Raw genomic sequence first — 18791 nt, forward strand, 5'->3', positions numbered from 1 at the left:
TCTCCGCTACACCAAAGCCTGAAAAAGAGGCGGAAAACGGAGAGAGATCGGGGTGCGCTTTTCCGCGGCCACGACTGCCGGGCGGTTCTTGCCGCAGCGTTTGGCGCTGCGCGTCGAACCGTTGCTTGGCCGCATCGACGCCGTACTGTTCACCGCCGATGAACGCGGCGAGGCCGGCCGCATGTCGGTCATCGCCTTTTCCATCCGCATCGTCAGCGCCGTCATCGCCTTCATCAGCCAGGTGCTGATGGCGCGCTGGATGGGCTCGTTCGAATACGGCATCTTCGTGCTCGTCTGGGTGACGATGGTCATCGTCGGCAACCTCGCCTGCCTCGGCTTCCACACTTCGGTCATCCGTTTCATCCCCGAATACCGCGAGCGCGGAATGATGGACGAACTGCGCGGCATCGTCGTGGCCAGCCGCCTGTTCGTGCTGATCGCCTCGACCGTCATCGCCGGGCTCGGCGCGCTCGGCGTCTGGCTGGCGGCGCCCTGGATCGAGAACTACTACGTGATCCCGTTTATCCTCGGCGTCATCTGCCTGCCGATGATCGCGGTGTCGGATCTGTTGCAGGGTCAGGCCAGGGCGAACAGCTGGGCGCTTTTCGCTTTGTCGCCGACCTATCTGATACGGCCGGTGCTGATCCTGCTGTTCATGGCGCTGATGCTCTATGCCGGCTACGCCGCCGATGCCAGGACGGCGATCTTCGCCTCGATCGCCGCCACCTATGTCACCACGCTCGCGCAGCTGATCGGCGTCACGCACCGCATGGAAAGGCAGATCCCGGCCGGGCCGATGAAAGTGCATTTCGCGCAATGGTTCATCGTCTCGCTGCCGATCTTCTTGGTCGAGAGCTTCTTCTTCCTGCTCACCAATGCCGACGTGCTAATGGTCGGCGCCTATATGGATCCCAACGACGTCGCCGTCTATTTCGCCACGGTCAAGACGCTGGCGCTGGTGCATTTCGTCTATTTCGCCGTCAAGGCCGGTGTCGCCCAGCGCTATGCGCAATTCACCCATGGCGAGCCGGAAAAGCTTGCCGCCTTCGCCCGCGAGACGGTGTCGTGGACCTTCTGGCCGTCGCTCTTGATGGCGCTGCTGGTGCTGGTGCTGGGCAAGCCCATGCTGGTGCTGTTCGGCCCCGAATTCACATCGGGCTATCCGCTGCTGTTCCTGCTCGTCTTCGGCGTCGTGGCGCGCGCCGCCGTCGGCCCTTGCGAAAGCCTGCTCACCATGAGCGGCAACCAGAACATCTGTGCCGCCGTCTATGCCATGACGCTGGCCTTCAACATCGGCCTCAACGTGGTGCTGATCCCGATGTTCGGCCTGTGGGGCGCGGCCATGGCCACCGCCTTTGCCATGATCTTCGAGGCCAGCGCACTGTCCTTCACGGTCTGGCGCAAGCTCGGCATCGTCATGGCGATCTTCGTGCCTGCCAAAGGAGTAGCCTGATGGCCGCCATCCCGTTGCTCGAGGAAACCAGCGGCGGCACCGCCGGCGCCATGGTGTCCGGCCTTGCCGGACTGGCGCGCGACCCCGACCCAGCCCATATCGAAATCCTCGCCAACAACCGCCCGGAGCGCAAGCTTGCCATTTATCCGGCGTCCGCCGGCTTCGACCTGGTCGAGGAGCTGGATTATCTCTGCGCCCGCACCATCGAGCCGAACGTCTTCTTCAACCCGCGCTTCCTGGCGCCGGCCATGCCCCGGCTGGAGGATCGCGAGGTGCGGCTGGCGGTAATCCGCGACGGCGACGAATACCGCAACCGGCTGCGCCTGCTGGTGCCGATCTCGGTGGAGCGTCCGGTGGTGCCGCTCGGCGTTCCGGTGATGCGCACCTGGGCCAGCCCGTTCGGTCCGCTCGGCACGCCGCTGATCGACCGCGACGATCCGATCGGCGTCGTCGAGGATTTCTTCTCGATGCTGTCGCGCCCGCACCTCAAGATGCCGAAAGTCCTCGTGCTGCCCGACATCAGGCTCGATGGTCCGGTGGCAAGCCTGCTTGACTCCGTGGCCGAGACGCGCGGCCTGACGCTGGTCACCACCGGTCAGACCTCGCGACCCGTGCTGCAGAGCGAACTCGACGGCGACGACTATCTGAAGGCATCGCTGCGTTCGCACCACTATCGCGAGTTCCGCCGCCTGAAGCGGCGCCTTGCCGACCAAGGCAGGCTGGAGCATGTGGTGGCGCGCGGCCCCGAAGAAATCCGCCACGCCATCGAAAGTTTTCTGACGCTGGAAGCGTCCGGCTGGAAGGGCCGCGAGCGCACCGCCATGGCGATCGACCGCTTCCGCGCCGCCTTTGCCCGCGAGGCCGTGCACCGGCTCGCCGAGCAGGACATGTGCCGCATCCATTCCCTGACGCTCGACGGCCGCACCATCGCCTGCCTGATCGTCTTCGTCGAGGCCGGCGTCGCCTATACCTGGAAGACCGCCTATGACGAGACGCTATCAGCCTATTCGCCCGGCACGCTGCTGATGATCGAGGTCACCAGGCAGCATCTCGACGATCCCAACATCATGATGACCGATTCCTGTGCGGTGCCGGACCATCCGGTGATGAGCAGGCTGTGGAGCGAGCGCAAGCCGATCGGCACGCTGGTGATCGGGCTGACGCCGGACGCCGACCGTCTCGCCCGCCAGGCCGCCTCGCAGCTGCATCTCTACCGCGAGACCCGCAACATGGCCCGCCTGCTGCGCAACCGCATGAAGAGCCTGCTAAGACGGCGGTAGACCATGATCGCGAACTTCCGCGACTGCAGGCACCTTGCCGAGCCCCCTGCCCCTCACACAAATGGCGCAACAACAATGGACGGGCGTCCGCGGTTCAGCGCGACATATGGCGCAAAGGCTGGAACGATTGCACGGTTCGCAGGCACCGCCATCGGCCTCTGGCTTCTGTCGGGTCTGGCATCGACTGCGAACGCCGCCAATACATCGGTCTTCCTTGAGGACCAGACCTGGACCGAACTGCGCGATCGGATCGGCGCCGGAACGACGACGATCATTGTCCCGATAGGTGGCACTGAACAGAGCGGCCCCGCCATGGCTTTGGGCAAGCACAATGTGCGGGTCAAGTTCCTGGCTGAAAAAATAGCCGGCCAATTGGGCAACGCGTTGGTCGCGCCCGTGATCTCCTATGTTCCGGAAGGAACCATCGATCCGCCGACCGCCCATATGCGGTTTCCCGGCACGATCACCGTCAGCGACAAGACTTTCGAGGAGCTGCTCGAATCCGCGGCCCGCAGCTTCAAGCTGCATGGCTTCAAGACCATCGTGTTGATCGGCGACCATGGCGGCTATCAGGCCGACGAGCGCCATGTCGCCGATCGCCTGAATACCGAATGGCGCAAAACCCCGGTCCGGGTGTTTGCGGCGCTCGAATACTATCAGATCACCCAGGGCGCCTATGTCGACAAGCTCCTGTCGGCCGGCGCGACGCGGCCGGAAATCGGAACCCACGCTGGATTGGCCGACACATCGCTCATGCTCGCCATCGACCCGTCCATGGTGCGCAAGGATCGCCTTGCGGCCGCCCCGAAGCTCAATGCCGGCGACGGCGTCTATGGCGGCGATCCGACACGATCATCAGCCGCGTTTGGCCAGCTCGGCGTGGACCTGATCGTCAACGGAACGACCGAGGCGATCCGCAGCTTCATCGAAAAGCAGCAGCCCAAATGATCAAGGCATATTGGTGGTTCACGAGCCTGTGCGCGCCGCTCGTGTTGTTGTTCGCGTCGGTATCGGCTTCAGCCGGCTCGTGCCCGGAAGATTGCAGCGAGCCGCCGCCCCGCGCTCCGATCAATATCTACAGCCAGACAACTTCCGATCATTTGAGCCCGGCGACGGCAGGCGCGCTGCCACGTGTCTATGTTCCGAACCGCTCGTCCAACAGCGTGTCGGTCATCGACCCCGTGGCCCTCAAGGAAGTCGACAGGTTCCCTGTCGGGAGCAAGCCGCAGCACGTCGTTCCGTCCTGGGATCTTAAGACGCTCTGGGTCGCCAACAACGCCAGCGGCACCAGCAAGGGCAGCGTGACATCAATCGACCCCAAGACCGCCAAGCCGGGCCACGAAATTTCGGTCGACGACCCCTACAACATGTATTTCATGCCTGACGGAAGTTCGGCCGTCATCGTCGATGAAGCCTACCAGCGGCTCGACCTGCGCGATCCGCAGACGATGGCGCTGAAATCGACGATACCGACACCTACCTGCCCGGGTATCAACCACGCGGATTTTTCCGCCGACAATGCCTACGCCATCTTCACCTGCGAATATGGCGATGGCGGCCTGTTGAAGGTGGACCTGAAAAACCAGAAGGTGCTCGGCCACCTCGCTCTGTCGAAGATGGGCATGCCACAGGACGTCAGGCTCTCTCCCGACGGCAAGGTCTTCTATGTCGCCGACATGATGAACGACGGCGTGTTCCTGATCGACGGAGACAGCTTTTCCGAAATCGGCTTCATCGCCACCGGCATCGGAACGCACGGATTTGTCGTGAGCCGTGACGGGACGAAGCTCTATGTTTCAAACCGCGGCTCGCACAAGATGGAGCAAGGCCGTGCAAAGGGGCCGGGCAGCGTGACCGTCATCGATTTCGCCACGCGCTCGGTCGTCGCGCAATGGCCCATACCGGGTGGCGGCAGCCCCGACATGGGCAATGTCAGCGCCGACGGCAAGCAATTGTGGCTGTCCGGCCGCTTCGACAGCGAGGTCTACATGATCGACACGACCTCGGGCGCCGTGACGAAAATCCGGGTCGGCGTCGAGCCTCACGGCCTGACGGTCTGGCCGCAGCCCGGCAGATACTCGCAGGGCCACACCGGGAACATGCGATAGGCATCTCGACCGCGAAGACGCGCGAAACAACCGCCTGATGCCGCTCCGTCGTCCAAGGCAATAAAACCGTTCTCATCGAAGAGGTTCTTGCCGCCGCCGCCTCGCTTGTGTGGCCAAACCGCATCGCCGATTTCCTGCCGAGAGCCGTTTGGACAAAGCCGTCCAGACGAATGGCACATCGTCACATAACTGTAGTAGCGCGCGCCTAGCTAAATCGCCGCCACATCCCAACGCGCCGCTCCATCCCGATGCGCCGCCACATCTCGAGACCATGCTTTTGCGCACCATCATCGCCCCATTGGGCGTTTGCTTATCCATGGCCACATCGGCCTTTGCAGGCGACCTGGTCGAAGCCCCGCCACCGGCAGCGCCAACCTGGACGATCGCAATCGAGGGGGACCCGGAATTCTACGCCATCGACAATGGCAGCAACACCGCCCGGTCGCTTGCCGACACCTATTTCAAGCTCAGCGTTTCGCACAATTTCGACAACAACTTCGTCGGCGGGATCTTTATCCAGCCGACCTTCAAGACCGGCGGAAAGTCGCAGTACTACGCCGAAGCAAGCCTCGGCTACAAAATCAAGGTCACGGATGCCTTCAGCCTGACCCCCAGCCTCGGGCTCGGCTACACCTGGCACGATACGGGCATCATCAAGGACGGCGACGCCAACGCGAATGTTCCCTACTACGCCTTGTACATCGCGGGCGATTGGAAGGTCTCCAAGCAGTGGACCTGGAACGTCTTCAACTTCCGCTACCGCAATGCCTTCAGCACCACCTGGGAAACGCCGAAATTGGCCACCGGCGTGACCTACAACATCGACTCCACCAACGCTGTCTGTGCCAGCGTCGGTTATTCCTGGAAGAAGACCGATACCATTTCGGCCCCCTACAACGATCTCGCCGGCGACAAATGGAACATCGGGATCGGCTATAAGCATTCGCTCTGAGTGGATTGACGAGAGTTAAGGCTTGGCTTTGGCACAGGCCTTCATCCATCTGTCAGTTGCATCCGGAGCGGCGAAATCCACCGCTCCGGACAGCCCGAACCGGCAACGCGCAGTTCAGACGGTGCACCTTGGCGGCGCGCTGAGCCGAAATCTGTGCCAGTCCTCTTTCGCCAAGGCTTCCGAGGACACTCCTTCGTCTGACAAGCCTCGGATGGCCTGCCATCCGAAGCTCGAAGAGCGAAGCTACCAGCCAAAGCGGACTATCTGGGACAGGTCCGCAATGTCGCCATAGATCATCGAACCTTTCACGAGAATGCATTTGTTGCCGAGAACTTTGAAAAGCGGGCTCGACGCAGCGCAAACCGGTCGGTCTTTGTCCTTGGCTTCGGCATAGCCGATGCTGATAGCTAGGACAGTGATAGCAACGAGTGTCGTCTTGCTCATATTTGGCCACCCAAGCCAGCGAGCCTCCGCAGACCGGAGGTAAGTCGCGAGCCATGCGTCCAAAATAGCACTGGCGCATGTTGGGCTTCATCCATCAATTGGATGAGGCGGGCTCATCGAATGATCCCGCGCTCGACCAGTCCCATTCCATCGAATGAACGGCGCGTCGTCGCCGGTGAAGTTGTCCCACCGGATTCAGAGCTTGAAAAAAATGGCGGCAAAAACAGGCGAAAAACTGAACAAAATCAGTGCCTGAAAAATAGGGTGGTGCCCCTAGCCGGGATCGAACCAGCACTCCTTGCGGAACTCGATTTTGAGTCGAGCGCGTCTACCAATTCCGCCATAGGGGCTCAGGCCGGGCGGCCTGGATGGGCGCGGACTATACGGTTGGAGGCCTGTTCGTCAACTGGCCAATTGCCGACGATCCCGGATACCGCCAGATTTCGCCACTGGTTTCCGTGATAGCGATGCCTCTAGAAATCGACGGAGAAGACCAGGGGGCCGCCATCGCACATGCCGTCGGACAGGACCAGAATTTTAAGGCGATGCGGCTCATCGCTGAGCACGGCAATGCCTTCCGGTTTGATTTCCTTATCGTCACAGCCCGCGCCGTCGCGGAGCGCGACCCCTGACAGGTCAAGTTCGGTCAACAATTTGGGCGTGGCCTTGCCGCCGTCATCATGCGAGCCATCCCACAGGCTGAAGGTCCATGTTGGCGGAGACGTACCAGCGCTCAGCTCCGCATCTCCTGGCCCGGCAAGGACCAGGATACCGTCCTTGACGGCTGCCAGATCACGGATGCCGCGCCCCTTGCCAACCTCTAGATTGGTCAATTCGGGCGAGGCGGGTTCATTGGCGAACAGGGCCTTCTTGTCGAGAGCCAGAATTGGCGCATAGCCGGCGTTTGCCGGTCCCCGAAAGCCCAGATACAGCTTCGGCCCCATGACGGCCATACCTTCCATGTCCACGCCTTGGCCATCATCAAGACAGTCGTCGAGATGCTCTTTAACGCCCGAAACGGCAGCAAAAACCTTGTCCAGCCCGGTGGCGTCGGTGATATCGCTTATCTTGCCATTGGCGTCTGTCAGAACGGCTCCGCTGGCCGGATCATAACCGAGGCGGAGCAAATGGTGGCTGGCCGGATTGAACTCGCAGCTTTCGCGCTTGCGGGCGTGTGAGCCAAGCAGATAGTAAAACCCACTGTCCGCGGCAGCCGCCTCGGCGTCCATCTCCGCGCCGTCCAGCGGCAAGTCGAGTGGTTTTTCGTCCACCGCGAAGGATTCGTCTCCCAACAGGATCGTGCGCGTGGCGGAACCCTCATCCAATGCCAGCAGGCATCTTTGCGGAGCCGGTTGAACCGCACAGGCGATTCCACTCACCGATCGACGCGTCTTCTTCTTGAACGGCAGCCCGGCCTCGCTCTGCCAAGGCCCACCGACTGGCGCCAGGGATCCGGCGGATGCGGCATGTCCGATCATGGCACAAGCGGCTACGACCAGCCATTTTTGCACATACCGTCGATACGTCACGCCTTCGACCCGCATCATATGTAGGAACCTCCCCCATCGTCCGAGGGCAACTTGCAAATCGCAAGATGTCCATTCTCCCTCCGCGCCGCAAAGTCCAAAATAGATGTCGCCATTTTCAACCGATCGACCGCGTTGCTCACGCAAACCGCCTTTCTCAATAATAGAGATGCTGCGCTGCAATACTAAAAGAATTTCTGCGTGACATCGACTTTATCCCTATTTTGGATACTTGCAATGCATTGGCATTTATTTCGCCGGCAGCACTGAGTGAAACAGCCGTCCCTCTGGAAAAGCCGTGCGGTGCTCTATCAAATCATCCCTTCGACAGCGCTGGGGCCCGTTTCGGGAAAATCCGACGCCCCACTCAACGGAGACTCGTAGCCGCATATTCGATTTGAGAGCCAGGCGCGCGGATGCGACCAATCTTCGCCTTTTGATTTCGTGACTGTGCTGCCATTGTGCAGCGCGGAAAATCTTTCTAGACAGGCGGCGCATGCAGCATGGCGCATCTGAAGGATGGCCGCGCACGGTTTGGGTCTTGTTTCACCCCAGGCATCTGCGCACTTTTGGGCGACACGCATAGGAGAGCCGATGCTTCGCGGACTGTACGACTGGACCCTGTCGCTGGCGGCGCGCAAATCCGCCGAATGGTGGCTGGCCTTCATCGCTTTCGTCGAGAGCTCGGTGTTCCTGGTGCCGGCCGACGTGCTCTATCTGCCGATGGCCTTGTCGCGGCCGGATCGCGCCTATCGCTATGCGCTGATCGCCACCGTCGCCTCGGTGCTGGGCGGCATTGCCGGCTGGTTCATCGGTCACTACGCCTATGAGGCGGTGGCAAGGCCGATCCTCGAATTCTACGGCAAATATGACGAGTTCGAGCAGTTGCGCGTCTCGTCGGGCGTCGGCTTCATCATCCTGATGCTGATCACCTCGGGCGCGGCGCACCTGCCGCCGATCAAGGTGGTGACGATCCTGTCCGGCGTTATCGGCGTCAATCTGGCGCTGTTCATCGCGCTGGCCATCGTGGCGCGCGGCGCCCGTTTCCTACTCTTGGCCTGGCTGTTGCGCCGCTACGGCGAGTCGATCCGCGAGTTCATCGAAAAGCGCCTCGGCCTGATCGTCGGCGCCGCGGCGGCTGCCCTGATTTTGCTCTATATCGTCGTCAAATACGCCCTCTGAGGCCTCGTCAAAACCGGGTAACGGCTTTGAGACGGCAAGCGGACCTAGCGGGCGGCGAACTCAATGGACGAAAGACCCATGACAGCGACCATGAATGCCGATACCGGACGCCAGCGGACGCGAACCGCCCTGTTTCTCGCCGTCGCCATGGCCGCGACCGTTGGTTCGGCGCTCTGCTTCCAGTACATTGGCGGCTATATCCCCTGCCACCTCTGCCTGGAACAGCGCACCCCCTACTATATCGGCGCACCGCTGATGGTGCTGGCGGTGATTGCCTCGATGCTGCGCGCGCCGGTCTGGCTGACGCGTGGCCTGCTGGGCATTGGCGGCCTGCTGATGCTCTACGGCCTCTATCTCGGCGTCTACCATTCCGGCGTCGAATGGCAGTGGTGGGCCGGCCCGACCGATTGCACGGCGGGCGCTGGCCCGGTCGACACCGGCGGCAAGGGCGTGCTCGACGCGCTCGACAAATTCGTGCCGCCCTCCTGCGACAAGGCCGCGCTGCGCATCCTGGGCCTGTCGCTGGCCGGCTGGAACGCCATCGCCAGCCTGATCCTCGCGGCCGTCGCCTTCCGCGGCGCGCTGGCCAGCGATTGATCAAATTCGATTGAGTCGCACGGCGCAGGGTTCGAGCAAAATTCGGTAGGCTGAGTCGCGTGGCGCGGCTTTCGACGCCCGAGCCAGGTCGACCCCCAGTCCGTCTCGGCTTCGCCGAGCCACCTTTCCCCCGATCGACGGGGTAGAGGAAGGGCGCGAGCCTGTTGTAGCCAGCGCTCGTCCAACAGGCTCTCTACTCCAGGCCGCTAACAGGCTCCCTTCCTCTCCCTCCGGAGGGGGGAGAGGTGGCGCTGCGAAGCAGCGACGGAGTGGGGAAGCCGGTCGGTAAATGCGAAGCCGCAGATAAGTGAGCACGGCCAAGCTGGTCCGATAAGTGCGTGAGCACCGGAAGCGCAGAAAGCTGCGTCAGGCGGCCAGCATGGCGGATTTCTGCCGAACTCTATGGCTCCAGCTCGACATCCCAGTAGAGATAATCCATCCAGCTTTCATGCAGATGGTTCGGCGGGAACAGGCGGCCATTGTTGTGCAAATCATGCACGGTCGGCTGATAGGGCTTCTGCAGCGGCCACATCTTGGCGTGCGCCGGCATCATGCCGCCCTTCCTCAGATTGCAGGGCGAACAGGCGGCCACGACATTCTCCCAGGTCGTCGCACCGCCGCGATGGCGGGGGATGACATGGTCGAAGGTCAGATCGTCAGGCGTACCGCAATATTGGCACTGGAAGCGGTCGCGCAGGAAGACGTTGAAGCGGGTGAAGGCCGGATGCCTTGACGGCTTCACATAAGCCTTCAGGCTGACCACGCTCGGCAGCTTCATCGAGAAGGTCGGCGAGGACACCGCATGCTCGTATTCAGCGACGATGTTCACCCGATCGAGGAACACCGCCTTGATGGCGTCCTGCCAAGACCAGAGCGACAAGGGGTAATAGCTGAGCGGACGGTAATCCGCATTCAGCACCAGTGCTGGAAGCCCATCCGGAGATACGGCAACCGTCACGTGTTTACCTCCTTGGTTCTAGACCCGAACGGCGCGGATACTGTAAGCCCGACATGACAGGGATGTGAAGCGGATTGTGGTTCGCGCGACGTGCCAAAAAAGCATGATTTTTATGCTTTTTTGCGGATTCAGGCGGGCGGTGCGGCGTCCCTGCCCCTGGTTTCGCGATAATAGGACCAGAAAAGCCGCGATGCGACACCTCGCCACGGGCTCCATGATTCGGCCAATGCGATCAGTGTTTTCTCCGGCGGACGCGGGTCGATGCCGAGCGCATGGCCGACCGCCGTTTGCAGCGCGACGTCGCGCGCGGGAAAAATGTCGGGGTGCCCGGCGGCGAACAGGAGGTACACTTCCGCCGTCCAGGGACCGATACCGGGCACCGCCGTCATCGCCGTGATCGCTTCCTCTGCATCGAGCGAACAGAGGTGATTGAGGTCGAGCCCGTCGGCCACGGCCTGGGCAATCGCGATCAGGCCGCGCTGCTTGGGCCGCGACAGGCCGGCCTCGCGAAACATGTCCTCGCCGGCGGCCAGGATCGCCTGCGGCGTCAGCGGATCGACCAGCTTCGTCAGCCGGCCGAATATGGCATCAGCACTCGCCCGGGAGACCTGCTGCGAGACGATGATCGAGGCGAGGCTCCTGAAGCCAGGCTCGGAGAGCCGCAGCGGCACTTCGCCGGCCATGCCACGCACCTTTTCCAGGCGCGGGTCGATGATGCAAAGCGCATCGAGCCCGAGCGCAATGTCGTCCAGTGTGGCGATGCGTTGCATGGTATCCTTGTCCGCGAATGTGCCGCAAAGTAGCAACCGCCGAAACCGCAGCACAACCCGATTGCCGCCTGAAACATGACGCTCCTGACATTCCGCTTCGCGCCCAGCCCCAACGGCGAACTGCATCTCGGCCACGCCTATTCGGCGCTGCTCAACCAGAAGCTGGCAAAGGCCGGTGGCGGCCGCCTGCTGCTGCGCATCGAGGATATCGACACCACGCGCTGCACGCCGCAATTCGAGGCGGGCGTGTTTGCCGATCTGAAATGGCTGGGGCTTGGCTGGGAGGAACCGGTGCGCCGCCAGTCCGAGCATTTCGCCGAGTACGAGGCGGTGCTCGACCGGTTGATCCAAGAAGAACTCGTCTATCCCGCCTTCATGAGCCGTGGCGAGATCAGGGCCTTCATCGCCGACGGCGAAAAGCGCGGGCGCGACTGGCCGCGCGATCCCGACGGCGTGCCGCTCTACCCTCCGTCCGACAAGGCGTTGAGCGTGAGCGAGCGCAAGCGGCGCATCGCCGAAAATGCGCCCTTCGCCTGGCGGCTGGATATCGGCGCCGCCATGGCGCATGTCGGCAGAGACCTCGCATGGACCGAGTTCACCGATGAGACGCTGTCCGCGACCCGTTCGGTCGAAGCGCGTCCGCAGGACTGGGGCGACGTGATCGTGGCGCGCCGCGACATCCCGACCAGCTACCACCTCGCCGTCATTGTCGACGACGCCCTGCAAGGCGTCAGCCATATCGTGCGCGGACAGGACCTGTTTTCCGCCACCGGCGTGCAGCGCCTGCTGCAGGAACTGCTTGGGCTGCCGCAACCCGCCTATTTCCACCATCGGCTTATCCTCGGACCGGACGGGCGAAAACTATCGAAGAGCCTTGGCGACACCGGCCTTGCCAAGCTGCGCGGGGCCGGCGCTAGCCCCGACGATATCAGGCGAATGGTCGGACTTTGACGGCTGCGAGATCGGGAGAACCACCCGCAGAACCCGCCACCGATTGAATTCCCGTGATGCATGGATCAATCGTTTCGTTTTGCACGCCGGCTTGAACGGGGCTAGAGCAACGCCACGTTCAGTTCTCACCAGCGTCGCGGTCTCCCGAAAATGCACAGCATCAAGCGGTTCATCCCCGCCACCTTCGTCGTCCTGTGGGCGACCGGCTTCATCGGCGCGCGCTACGCCATGCCGTGGGCGGAGCCGTTCACCTTCCTCGCCGCCCGTTTCGTCATTGCGGCCATCCTGCTGGCTGTGCTGATGCCCGTCCTAGGCTCGAAACGAGCCACCCGAAAGGAAGCGCTGCACGCCACCGGCGCCGGCGTGCTGATGCATGGCGTCTATCTCGGCGCCGTCTTCTGGGCCATCCACAGGGGCATGCCGGCCGGGTTTTCGGCCCTGATCGTCGGCCTGCAACCGCTGATCACGGCCGTCCTGGCCGGCAAGTTCCTGGGCGAGGCCATCCTGCCGCGCCACTGGCTTGGCCTCGGCATCGGCCTGATCGGCATCGTCATCGTGCTGTGGCCAAAGCTTGGCGCGCTGGGCGGCGGCGTGACCGCGGCGACACTGACCGCCTCGCTGGTCTCGGTGCTCGGCATGAGCGCCGGCACGATCTGGCAAAAGCGCTTTGCTTCCGGCGGTGACCTGGTGGCGGCGACCATGTGGCAATATGTCGGCGGCGCCGCGCTGATGATCCTGGCCGCGCTCGCCTTCGAAACACACACCGTCATCATCAACGGCGAACTGATCTTCGCCATGGCCTGGCTGGTGCTGGTGCTGTCGCTCGGCGCCATCTTCCTTTTGATGGTGATGATCCGCGACGGCGAAATGTCGAAAGTCGCCTCGCTGTTCTACCTGGTGCCGGCGGTGACGGCGATCATCGCCTGGGCGCTGTTCGACGAACAGCTCAACGCGCTGCAGATCGTCGGCATGGCGATCACCACCTTCGGCGTCGGCCTGGCGACGGCGCGGCAGGCCAAGGGGAGAGCTGTGGGGCTGGGAATTGGGGAACTGAAGAATTGAGGAATAGAGGAATTGAAGAAAAAGCGGCCATATCTGGCGCTGTGTGCTCGTTCCTCAGTTCCTCAGCTCCTCAACTCTCCAGTTCCTCATTTCCTCATCCAACCCGCGCCCGCGCCTCCAGATAACGGCTGATGGCAGCGTTGAGCTCGCCCCCAAGGATGAAGATCGCCGAGACGATGTAGAGGAAAACCACCGCGATCATGATCGAGGCGAGACCAGCATAAGTCGTCACATAGGACGAGAAATGGTCGAGATAGGTGGCAAACATCGTCGAACCGATGAGCCATGCCGCAAGCGTGAAGACGATGCCGGGCACCAGCGAGACGAAGCGGCGCTTGCCGGCAGGTAGCCAGTAATGTACGGCAAACAATCCGCCGATGATTACGGCTGAGGCAATGACGTAACGCCACAGCGTGATCGTGCCGGTATAGGGCTTGATCCATTCGAAATGCGCTTCCGCCAACCGCGCCAGCAACGGCGCGAACACCAGAAGCACGCTGATCGCCAGGAAACCGGCCGTCGCGATCAGCACGAAGAAGATGCTCTGCACGCGGCGATAGATGATGCCGCGCGTCTCGGTGACCCGATAGGCGCGGTTGAGCGACGTGCGCAGCGCCTCGATGCCGTTCGAGGCAAAGTAGGCGGCAAGCAGCACGCCATAGGTCAACAGATCGGTGCGCCGGACGGTCAGCACGTTCAGCACCTCATGCGCGATCGGCTTGGCGATCTGATCCGGCCAGGTGTCGAAGACCAGGTGCACGGCCGTGTCGGCAAAGGCCTGGGCGCCGAGGAAGCTGCCCAGCGTCGTGGCGAAGATCAGGAACGGAAACAGCGCCATCAGCGAGGTGATCGCCAGATGGCTGGCCATCGCCCAGCCGTCATCGGTGTTGAAATGACCGAGCGCGTCGTAGAGCACGCGGCGCAGGGCGACAATATTCCGCAGCAAGGACGCGCGCTCCCTTCGATTGTCTCGACGCCGCGAATATGGGAAGTGAATGCGGCAAATGGCAACCCTGAGTCAAACCACGAATTCTCCAGCGACCGAGTTGCGCACCATCATCATCACCGGTGCGTCCTCAGGCATAGGCGCCTATTGCGCGCGAGCGCTGAAGGCCGAGGGCTGGCGCGTGTTCGCCACGGCGCGCAAGCCGGAAGACATCGCCGCCCTCGAAACGGACGGCATCGAGGCTTTTTATCTCGACTATAGCGAACCGGACTCAATCGCCGCTTTGGTGACTTCAGTGCTCGAGCGCACGGGCGGAAGGCTGGACGCGCTCTTCAACAACGGCGCCTACGCCCAGGCCGGCGCCGTCGAAGACCTGTCGGTGGCAGTGCTCAAGGAGCAGTTCGAGGTCAATTTCTTCGGTTGGCATGATTTGACCAGCCGTCTCGTGCCGGTGATGCGCCGCCAGCGCCAAGGCCGCCTCGTCCATTGCTCATCGATCCTTGGTCTCGTGCCGGTACGCTTTCGTGGTGCCTATTCGGCATCCAAACATGCACTCGAAGCGCTGATGCTCTGTCAGCGCCAGGAATTGGAAGGCAGCGGCGTCCATGTTTGCCTGATCGAACCGGGGCCGGTGAAATCGAAGATCGCCAGCAACGGCCTGCCCTGGTTCCTGAAAAACATCGACATCGAGAATTCCGTGCACAGCGCCGACTATGCCGCGCAGTTGGAGCGGCTGCGCGCCGGCGGCAGCCAGTCGGCGCTGAAGCCTGGGCCGGAAGTGGTCCACAAGGTTCTGCGCCATGCACTTCTGTCGCGGCGCCCGCGCCCGCACTATGTGGTAACGGTGCCGGCCAGGATCGGCGCCGCACTCAAACGCGTCCTGCCTGCATCGATACTCTACCGCCTGATGGCCAAGCGCGCCTGAACGCGAAACAACTGGAAACGCAACGATGGCAACCGTCTTCAACATCCTCGCCATTCTGGTCATGGCCGCCGTGGTGATCGTGCTGATCCGAGGCCTCATCAACATGATGCGCGGCGGTTCCGGCGTCACCTCGAACAAGCTGATGCAGGCACGCGTCATGCTGCAGGCCGTGGCGCTGATGCTGATCCTGCTGGCCGTGTATTTCACCCGCAAGTGAGGGCTTTCGGAGAGGCGATGTGGTCAAGCTCAACAAGATCTACACCCGCACCGGCGATGACGGCACGACGGGTCTCGGCACCGGTGAGCGGCGGCTGAAATCCGATCTGCGGGTCGATGCCTACGGCACGGTCGACGAGGCCAACGCCTGCATCGGCATGGCACGCGTGCACACGGCGCAGACCCACCTGGCGATCGATGCCATGCTATCGCGCATCCAGAACGATCTCTTCGACCTTGGCGCCGATCTGGCCGTGCCTGACGACGGCAAGCCGCTTGGCTATGAGCCGCTGCGCATCGTGGCCACGCAGACCGATCGCGTCGAAAAGGACATCGACCTCCTCAACAAGGATCTGCAGCCGCTCAAATCCTTTGTGCTCAACGGCGGCACGCCGGCGGCGGCGGCGCTTCACCTCGCCCGCACGGTGGCGCGGCGGGCCGAACGGCTGATGGTGGCGCTGGCTCAAGACCCGAGCGAGCACGTCAACCGCGATGGGCTGAAATACATCAACCGCGTCTCGGATTTCCTGTTTGTCGCCGCCCGGGCGGTCAATGACAATGGAAATGCCGACGTGCTATGGGTTCCCGGCAAGAACCGCTGAACGGACCATAAAGCGGAGGGGCCAGGCACGCATGTTCATCCCGCTTTACGACACCAACAGGCTGCGCCACATCCGCCTGCAATATGTGACGATCGGCCTGATCGTGGCCAATGCGCTGGTCTATTGCGCCACGGCACTGGGCGGCGAGAACTTCACCAATGCCGCCGTGCTTGGCCTCGGCTTTATTCCGTCGGTCGTTCACAACACGGCCGAGCTTGATCCTCGGTTCATCATCATTCCGGAAAGCCTGAGCTACCTCACCTATTCGTTCCTGCATGCCGATATCTTCCACCTTGGCGGCAACATGCTGTTCCTGTGGGTGTTCGGCGACAATGTCGAGGACGCGCTCGGCCACACCCGCTACCTGATCTTCTACCTTCTGTGCGCCATCGCCGGCGCCGCCTTCCAGGGCCTCGTCGCCTGGAATTCGCAGGTGCCACTGATCGGCGCCTCCGGCGCCATCGCCGGAGTGGTCGTCGCCTACCTGATCCTCTATCCCAGGGTGAAGGTCTGGGTGCTTGCCTTTGCCCGCATACCACTGCGCATTCCGGCCTTCATCCCGCTTATCCTGTGGGTGCTGTTCCAGGTCTTCATGTTCGCCGCTGGTGGCGAGGACCAGATTTCCTGGGCCTGCCACATCGGCGGCATCATTGCCGGTGCCGTGCTGGTGCTGGTCCTGCGTAGCCGCGGCGTGCCGCTTTTTGCTGGTGCCGACGAGGATACGGTGGTTCCCACATCAGACCAGCCGCCGGTTGCCGCCGAACCAGCGGCGCCTGAAGCGCCGGCCACCACGACGCGCTGGGGCCGGGGAAACCCTTCTGGTCCAAACTGAACCGATTTGAGCCGCTTTCAGCGTATTGACGGCGGGGGTTGCCCAAACTACGGAAACGTCTCCGTCTGAGCCCCAAGGCTGTTAAGGAGCAGCCCAAGACGGGCAAAGACCAGAATTTCCATCCGGCCAGAATTCGGTCTGGCCGGAATTCAGTCAGGAATGTCGGCTTTCGACAACTCAGAAGGGGCGCAAGCTGTTATAGCGCGCCCAACTAGCGTGAAGAGGTGACAGGCAAATGAAGATCCTTGTGCCCGTGAAGCGGGTTGTGGATGCGAACGTCAAGGTTCGCGTGAAGGCTGATGGTTCGGCGGTGGAACTCGCCAACGTCAAGATGGCGATGAACCCGTTCGACGAGATTGCGGTGGAGGAGGCGATCCGGGTGAAGGAAGCCGGCAAGGCCGAGGAAATCATCGTCGTCTCGATCGGCCCGCAGCAGGCGCAGGAGACCTTGCGCACCGCGCTCGCCATGGGCGCCGACCGCGCCATCCTGGTCAAGACCGACGAACAGACCGAGCCGCTCGGCGTCGCCAAGGTGCTGAAGGGTGTCGTCGACGCCGAACAGCCCGGCCTCGTCATCCTCGGCAAGCAGGCGATCGACGACGACTCGAACCAGACCGGCCAGATGCTGGCGGCCCTGCTCGGCTGGGCGCAAGGCACCTTCGCCTCCAAGGTGGTGCTCGACGGCGACAAGGCCAAGGTGACCCGCGAAGTCGACGGCGGCCTGCAGACGGTGGAACTGAAGATGCCGGCGATCATCACCGCCGATCTTCGCCTCAACCAGCCGCGCTATGCCTCGCTGCCCAACATCATGAAGGCCAAGAAGAAGCAGCTCGATGAAAAGAGCCCGGCCGACTACGGCGCCGACGTCAAGCCGCGCCTCAAAGTCATCAAGACCGAGGAGCCGGGTGGCCGCAAGGCAGGCGTCAAGGTCAAGAGTGTCGCCGAACTGGTCGACAAGCTCAAGAACGAAGCCGGCGTGCTCTGAGATCGGAAGGAACAGATAAAATGACCATTCTCCTCATCGCAGAACACGACAACGCCAGCCTTTCCGACCAGACCGCCAAGGCGCTTTCGGCCGCCCTGCAGATCGGTTCGGACGTGCATGTGCTGGTCGCCGGCAAGGGCGCCAAGGGTGCGGCCGACGCCGCAGCCAAGCTCAAGGGCGTCAGCAAGGTGCTGCTCGCCGAAGCCGACGAGCTCGCCGAGCGCCTCGCAGAACCGACGGCCGCACTCGTCGTGTCGCTGGCCGGCGGTTACGACACCATCATCGCACCCGCGACCTCGTCGGGCAAGAACGTCGCGCCGCGCGTCGCGGCCCTGCTCGATGTCGCGCAGGTCTCCGAGATCATCGAAGTGGTCTCGCCGGATACGTTCAAGCGCCCGATCTATGCCGGCAACGCCATCCAGACCGTGCAGTCGACCGACGCCAAGAAGGTCATCACCGTGCGCACGGCTTCCTTCCAGGCAGCGCCCGAGGGCGGCTCGGCCGCGGTCGAGACCGTCAAGGCGGCGGCCAATCCCGGCCTCTCCTCCTTCGTCGAGAACAAGCTGTCCGAGACCGACCGTCCGGAATTGACCTCGGCCAAGATCATCATCTCGGGCGGCCGCGCGCTCGGTTCCTCGGAAAAATTCCAGGAGGTCATCCTGCCGGTCGCCGACAAGCTCGGTGCCGCCGTTGGCGCGTCCCGCGCCGCAGTCGATGCCGGCTATGCGCCGAACGACTGGCAGGTCGGCCAGACCGGCAAGGTGGTCGCTCCGGATCTCTACATCGCGGTCGGCATCTCCGGCGCCATCCAGCACCTCGCCGGCATGAAGGATTCCAAGGTTATCGTCGCCATCAACAAGGACGAAGAGGCGCCGATCTTCCAGGTTGCCGACTACGGCCTCGTCGGCGATCTCTTCGTCATTCTGCCGGAGTTGCAGAAGGCGCTTTGACGCTCTCAGACAAAGCGTATTAAATGCTTGGGGTGGGGTAGACGAAGTCGCC

General features: G+C 62.6%; 20 protein-coding genes and 1 tRNA gene. 15 read left to right on the forward strand and 6 right to left on the reverse strand.

Going from position 1 to position 18791, the window contains the following annotated elements; all coding sequences use genetic code 11:
• The first annotated feature begins 52 nt into the window (after window positions 1-52).
• The 5 genes from AC04SF_RS32230 (at window position 53) to AC04SF_RS32250 (ending at window position 5793) form a co-directional block, all read left to right on the forward strand.
• The gene (locus AC04SF_RS32230) at window positions 53-1453 is read left to right on the forward strand and encodes a lipopolysaccharide biosynthesis protein (protein ID WP_488481075.1); all 1401 of its coding nucleotides are present in this window, start codon (window positions 53-55) and stop codon (window positions 1451-1453) included.
• The gene (locus AC04SF_RS32235; RefSeq protein WP_096450651.1) at window positions 1453-2733 is read left to right on the forward strand and encodes a GNAT family N-acetyltransferase; all 1281 of its coding nucleotides are present in this window, start codon (window positions 1453-1455) and stop codon (window positions 2731-2733) included. The genes AC04SF_RS32230 and AC04SF_RS32235 overlap by 1 nt, the downstream gene beginning before the upstream one ends.
• A 75-nt stretch (window positions 2734-2808) precedes the next feature.
• Window positions 2809-3681, forward strand: coding sequence for a creatininase family protein (locus AC04SF_RS32240; protein WP_488481076.1), 873 nt, complete (start codon window positions 2809-2811; stop codon window positions 3679-3681).
• Window positions 3678-4841 (forward strand): YVTN family beta-propeller repeat protein, encoded by a 1164-nt coding sequence (locus AC04SF_RS32245; protein WP_488481077.1) that lies wholly within the window; start codon window positions 3678-3680, stop codon window positions 4839-4841. Before AC04SF_RS32240 ends, AC04SF_RS32245 begins: the two co-directional genes overlap by 4 nt.
• Before the next feature lie 148 nt (window positions 4842-4989).
• Complete coding sequence (locus tag AC04SF_RS32250) at window positions 4990-5793, forward strand: oligogalacturonate-specific porin KdgM family protein (protein ID WP_488481078.1); 804 nt, start codon at window positions 4990-4992, stop codon at window positions 5791-5793.
• 243 nt (window positions 5794-6036) lie between these two features.
• Here AC04SF_RS32250 and AC04SF_RS32255 read toward each other — a convergent pair whose 3' ends face one another.
• From AC04SF_RS32255 to AC04SF_RS32265, 3 genes are all read right to left on the reverse strand, one after another.
• Window positions 6037-6237, reverse strand: a complete 201-nt coding sequence (locus tag AC04SF_RS32255; RefSeq protein ID WP_488481079.1) for a hypothetical protein — start codon at window positions 6235-6237, stop codon at window positions 6037-6039.
• Between the two features lie 265 nt (window positions 6238-6502).
• Window positions 6503-6587, reverse strand: a tRNA-Leu gene (locus tag AC04SF_RS32260).
• A gap of 123 nt (window positions 6588-6710) precedes the next feature.
• The gene (locus AC04SF_RS32265) at window positions 6711-7784 is read right to left on the reverse strand and encodes a DUF3616 domain-containing protein (RefSeq protein WP_488481080.1); all 1074 of its coding nucleotides are present in this window, start codon (window positions 7782-7784) and stop codon (window positions 6711-6713) included.
• Window positions 7785-8357: 573 nt separating this feature from the next.
• On the opposite strand from AC04SF_RS32265, the gene AC04SF_RS32270 reads away from it, so the two are divergent.
• Both AC04SF_RS32270 and AC04SF_RS32275 read left to right on the forward strand, forming a co-directional pair.
• The gene (locus AC04SF_RS32270; RefSeq protein ID WP_096450663.1) at window positions 8358-8945 is read left to right on the forward strand and encodes a YqaA family protein; all 588 of its coding nucleotides are present in this window, start codon (window positions 8358-8360) and stop codon (window positions 8943-8945) included.
• Between the two features lie 78 nt (window positions 8946-9023).
• Window positions 9024-9542: a disulfide bond formation protein B gene (locus AC04SF_RS32275; RefSeq protein WP_488481081.1), complete on the forward strand. Its 519-nt coding sequence runs from the start codon at window positions 9024-9026 to the stop codon at window positions 9540-9542.
• 400 nt (window positions 9543-9942) lie between these two features.
• Here the strand turns inward: AC04SF_RS32275 and AC04SF_RS32280 are convergent, their stop codons facing one another.
• A complete protein-coding gene (locus AC04SF_RS32280; RefSeq protein WP_010911702.1) occupies window positions 9943-10500 on the reverse strand; it encodes an HNH endonuclease in 558 nt (185 codons plus the stop codon).
• A gap of 128 nt (window positions 10501-10628) precedes the next feature.
• Window positions 10629-11270, reverse strand: coding sequence for a DNA-3-methyladenine glycosylase family protein (locus tag AC04SF_RS32285; protein WP_488481082.1), 642 nt, complete (start codon window positions 11268-11270; stop codon window positions 10629-10631).
• Between the two features lie 75 nt (window positions 11271-11345).
• On the opposite strand from AC04SF_RS32285, the gene gluQRS reads away from it, so the two are divergent.
• Together gluQRS and AC04SF_RS32295 are read left to right on the forward strand one after the other, a co-directional pair.
• Window positions 11346-12221: a tRNA glutamyl-Q(34) synthetase GluQRS gene (gene gluQRS / locus AC04SF_RS32290; protein ID WP_488481083.1), complete on the forward strand. Its 876-nt coding sequence runs from the start codon at window positions 11346-11348 to the stop codon at window positions 12219-12221.
• A gap of 150 nt (window positions 12222-12371) precedes the next feature.
• Entirely contained in the window at window positions 12372-13283 is a 912-nt protein-coding gene (locus AC04SF_RS32295; protein ID WP_488481084.1) for a DMT family transporter, read from the forward strand.
• A 94-nt stretch (window positions 13284-13377) separates the two neighbouring features.
• On the opposite strand, the gene AC04SF_RS32300 is transcribed toward AC04SF_RS32295, so the two are convergent.
• Window positions 13378-14229, reverse strand: coding sequence for a YihY/virulence factor BrkB family protein (locus AC04SF_RS32300; RefSeq protein WP_027047430.1), 852 nt, complete (start codon window positions 14227-14229; stop codon window positions 13378-13380).
• A 58-nt stretch (window positions 14230-14287) separates the two neighbouring features.
• Between AC04SF_RS32300 and AC04SF_RS32305 the strand changes: the two genes are divergently transcribed.
• The 6 genes from AC04SF_RS32305 (at window position 14288) to AC04SF_RS32330 (ending at window position 18739) form a co-directional block, all read left to right on the forward strand.
• On the forward strand, window positions 14288-15154 hold the full coding sequence (locus AC04SF_RS32305; protein WP_488481085.1) for an SDR family oxidoreductase: 867 nt from the start codon (window positions 14288-14290) through the stop codon (window positions 15152-15154).
• A gap of 25 nt (window positions 15155-15179) precedes the next feature.
• On the forward strand, window positions 15180-15371 hold the full coding sequence (locus tag AC04SF_RS32310; RefSeq protein WP_202352521.1) for a twin transmembrane helix small protein: 192 nt from the start codon (window positions 15180-15182) through the stop codon (window positions 15369-15371).
• Window positions 15372-15390: 19 nt separating this feature from the next.
• Window positions 15391-15972, forward strand: coding sequence for a cob(I)yrinic acid a,c-diamide adenosyltransferase (locus tag AC04SF_RS32315; RefSeq protein WP_488481086.1), 582 nt, complete (start codon window positions 15391-15393; stop codon window positions 15970-15972).
• A 31-nt stretch (window positions 15973-16003) separates the two neighbouring features.
• Window positions 16004-16804, forward strand: coding sequence for a rhomboid family intramembrane serine protease (locus AC04SF_RS32320; RefSeq protein WP_488481087.1), 801 nt, complete (start codon window positions 16004-16006; stop codon window positions 16802-16804).
• 235 nt (window positions 16805-17039) lie between these two features.
• Window positions 17040-17789, forward strand: a complete 750-nt coding sequence (locus AC04SF_RS32325) for an electron transfer flavoprotein subunit beta/FixA family protein (RefSeq protein ID WP_488481088.1) — start codon at window positions 17040-17042, stop codon at window positions 17787-17789.
• 20 nt (window positions 17790-17809) lie between these two features.
• Window positions 17810-18739, forward strand: a complete 930-nt coding sequence (locus AC04SF_RS32330; RefSeq protein ID WP_096450681.1) for an electron transfer flavoprotein subunit alpha/FixB family protein — start codon at window positions 17810-17812, stop codon at window positions 18737-18739.
• Window positions 18740-18791: the final 52 nt, after the last annotated feature.

It is taken from the genome of Mesorhizobium sp. CNPSo 4671 (genome assembly GCF_057784245.1).

Bases quoted from the DNA above. Each gene is read 5' to 3' on its own strand.
- gluQRS (WP_488481083.1), top strand. From the start codon at position 11,346: ATGACGCTCCTGACATTCCGCTTCGCGCCCAGCCCCAACGGCGAACTG.
- AC04SF_RS32295 (WP_488481084.1), top strand. From the start codon at position 12,372: ATGCACAGCATCAAGCGGTTCATCCCCGCCACCTTCGTCGTCCTGTGG.
- AC04SF_RS32235 (WP_096450651.1), top strand. From the start codon at position 1,453: ATGGCCGCCATCCCGTTGCTCGAGGAAACCAGCGGCGGCACCGCCGGC.
- AC04SF_RS32255 (WP_488481079.1), bottom strand. From the start codon at position 6,237: ATGAGCAAGACGACACTCGTTGCTATCACTGTCCTAGCTATCAGCATC.
- AC04SF_RS32265 (WP_488481080.1), bottom strand. From the start codon at position 7,784: ATGATGCGGGTCGAAGGCGTGACGTATCGACGGTATGTGCAAAAATGG.
- AC04SF_RS32285 (WP_488481082.1), bottom strand. From the start codon at position 11,270: ATGCAACGCATCGCCACACTGGACGACATTGCGCTCGGGCTCGATGCG.
- AC04SF_RS32275 (WP_488481081.1), top strand. From the start codon at position 9,024: ATGACAGCGACCATGAATGCCGATACCGGACGCCAGCGGACGCGAACC.
- AC04SF_RS32240 (WP_488481076.1), top strand. From the start codon at position 2,809: ATGGACGGGCGTCCGCGGTTCAGCGCGACATATGGCGCAAAGGCTGGA.
- AC04SF_RS32305 (WP_488481085.1), top strand. From the start codon at position 14,288: ATGGCAACCCTGAGTCAAACCACGAATTCTCCAGCGACCGAGTTGCGC.
- AC04SF_RS32330 (WP_096450681.1), top strand. From the start codon at position 17,810: ATGACCATTCTCCTCATCGCAGAACACGACAACGCCAGCCTTTCCGAC.
- AC04SF_RS32325 (WP_488481088.1), top strand. From the start codon at position 17,040: ATGAAGATCCTTGTGCCCGTGAAGCGGGTTGTGGATGCGAACGTCAAG.
- AC04SF_RS32245 (WP_488481077.1), top strand. From the start codon at position 3,678: ATGATCAAGGCATATTGGTGGTTCACGAGCCTGTGCGCGCCGCTCGTG.
- AC04SF_RS32320 (WP_488481087.1), top strand. From the start codon at position 16,004: ATGTTCATCCCGCTTTACGACACCAACAGGCTGCGCCACATCCGCCTG.
- AC04SF_RS32270 (WP_096450663.1), top strand. From the start codon at position 8,358: ATGCTTCGCGGACTGTACGACTGGACCCTGTCGCTGGCGGCGCGCAAA.
- AC04SF_RS32310 (WP_202352521.1), top strand. From the start codon at position 15,180: ATGGCAACCGTCTTCAACATCCTCGCCATTCTGGTCATGGCCGCCGTG.